General features: G+C 70.4%; 3 protein-coding genes. All 3 read left to right on the top strand.

Annotated features, from left to right (window positions below; genetic code table 11):
- Positions 1-994: ATP-binding protein (locus AC27VN_RS39220; protein ID WP_490880175.1), on the top strand; the 994-nt coding region annotated here is incomplete at its 5' end.
- On the top strand, positions 991-1,899 hold the full coding sequence (locus AC27VN_RS39225) for a 5-oxoprolinase subunit B family protein (RefSeq protein ID WP_490880176.1): 909 nt from the start codon (positions 991-993) through the stop codon (positions 1,897-1,899). The genes AC27VN_RS39220 and AC27VN_RS39225, both read left to right, overlap by 4 nt.
- Positions 1,889-2,301, top strand: a 413-nt coding sequence (locus tag AC27VN_RS39230) for a 5-oxoprolinase subunit C family protein (RefSeq protein WP_490880177.1), incomplete at its 3' end; no start/stop codon positions are given. The genes AC27VN_RS39225 and AC27VN_RS39230, both read left to right, overlap by 11 nt.

Consider the following 2,301-nt stretch of genomic DNA (forward strand, 5'->3'; position numbering starts at 1 on the left):
CGGCGTGGTGAGCGATGCCGGCGTGGCGGTCGAGCTCGCGCGCGACATCGGCTACCCGATCATGATCAAGGCCTCGGCCGGCGGTGGCGGGCGCGGCATCCGCGTGGCGCACGACGAGGCCGAGCTGCGCCAGCAGTTCGCCACCGCCACCGCCGAGGCGCAGGCCGCCTTCGGCAACGGCGAGGTCTACCTCGAGCGCTTCATCCGCAAGGCGCGCCACATCGAGGTGCAGATCCTCGGCGACGGCCAGCGCGTGGTGCACTGCTTCGAGCGCGAATGCTCGCTGCAGCGGCGACGCCAGAAGGTGTGGGAAGAAGCGCCCTCGGCCGCCATCGACGCCGCCACGCGCGCCGCGCTGTGCGAATCGGCGCTGCGCCTCGCGAGCGCCGTGGCCTACCGCGGCGCGGGCACGCTCGAATACCTCTACGACGACGACACGCGCGAATTCTTCTTCATCGAGATGAACACCCGCATCCAGGTCGAGCATCCGATCACCGAGATGGTCACCGGCATCGACCTCGTGAAGGAGATGCTGCGCATCGCGCTGGGCCAGCCGCTGCGGCTGAAGCAGGAGGACATCCGGCTCGCCGGCGCCGCCATCGAGGTGCGCATCAACGCCGAGAACGCGGCGAAGAACTTCATGCCGAGCCCGGGCCTGGTGACGCGGCTCGCGGTGCCGGGCGGGCCCGGCGTGCGCTTCGACACCCTGATGTTCGCGGGCTGCAACGTGCCGGCCTACTACGACTCGCTGCTCGGCAAGCTGATCGTGCACGACAGCGACCGGGCCGCCGCGCTCGCGCGCATGCGCCGTGCGCTCGGCGAGCTGCGCGTGGAGGGCATCCACACCACGATCCCGCTGCACCGCGCGCTGTGCGACGACGCCGAGGTCGCGGCCGCGGCCTTCCACACCGGCTTCCTCGAGCAGTGGCTCGCGGCGCATCCGCTGGCCGAGCCCGCCGCTTCCGTCCCGACTCTCGAGAAGGTGCCCGCATGACCGCTGCCATCCTCCCGGCCCAGGCCCGCTACAGCTTCGGCGGCGACGAGCACCTGTTCGTCGAGATCAGCGAATCGATGTCGCTGCCCGCCTTCTTCAAGGGCATGGCGATCTGCAACGAGCTGCGCCGCCGCGTGCAGGCCGGCGAGATCGCGGGCGTCACCGAGATCTGCCCGGCCAACGCGGCCTACCTGGTGCGCTTCGATCCCGACCTGATCGCGCCCGACGCGCTGCAGGCCGTGCTCGAAGGGATCGAGGCCGGCATCGGCGAGGCCGACCTGCGGCTTCAGACCCGCATCGTCGAGATCCCCGTGCTCTACAACGATCCGTGGACGCACGAGACCCTGATGCGCTTCCGCGAGCGCCACCAGGACCCGGCCAGCACCGACATCGAGTACGCCGCGCGCATCAATGGCCTCGATTCCGTCGAGGCCTTCATCGCCGCGCATTCGGGCGCGCCGTGGTTCGTCTCCATGGTGGGCTTCGTGGCCGGACTGCCCTTCCTGTTCCAGATGGTCGAGCGCGAGCGCCAGCTCGAGGTGCCCAAGTACCTGAGCCCGCGCACCGACACGCCGCGGCTCACCTTGGGCCACGGCGGCTGCTTCAGCTGCATCTACTCGGTGCGCGGGGCCGGCGGCTACCAGATGTTCGGCGTCACGCCGGCGCCGATCTTCGATCCGGCCCAGCGCCTGCCCTACCTCAAGGAGCTGATGGTGTTCTTCCGCCCCGGCGACATCGTCAAGTGGAAGCCGATCGACCGCGCCGAGTACGACCGCCAGGTGGCGCAGGTGGAGGCCGGCGACTACACCTTGCGCATCGCGCCGGTGTCGTTTTCGCTCACGGAATTCCTGGCCGATCCCGACGGCTACAACCAACAGCTGCTGAAGGTGCTCCATGGCGATTGAAGTGCTCAAGCCCGGCCTCGCGACCAGCGTGCAGGACGCGGGCCGTCCCGGCTACTACCACCTGGGCATTCCGCTGTCGGGCGCGCTCGACCAGCAGGGCCTGGTGCTGGCCAACCTGCTGGTGGGCAACGACGAGGGCGCGGCCGTGATCGAGAGCACGCTGCTCGGGCCCGAGCTGCGCTTCGACGCGCCCGCGGTGGTGGCGGTGACCGGCGCGCAGGCCAAGGTCAAGCTCAACGGCGCCGAGAGGCCGCGCAACGAAGCCTTCGCGGTGCAGGCCGGGGACGTGCTCGGTTTCGACTTCATGCTGCTGGGCGCGCGCATGTGCATCGCGGTGGCCGGCGGCATCGACGTGCCGCTGGTGCTCGGCAGCCGCTCGACCTACGGCCTCGGCGCCTTCGG

This window comes from Variovorax sp. 20P10.2.4 (assembly GCF_058244205.1).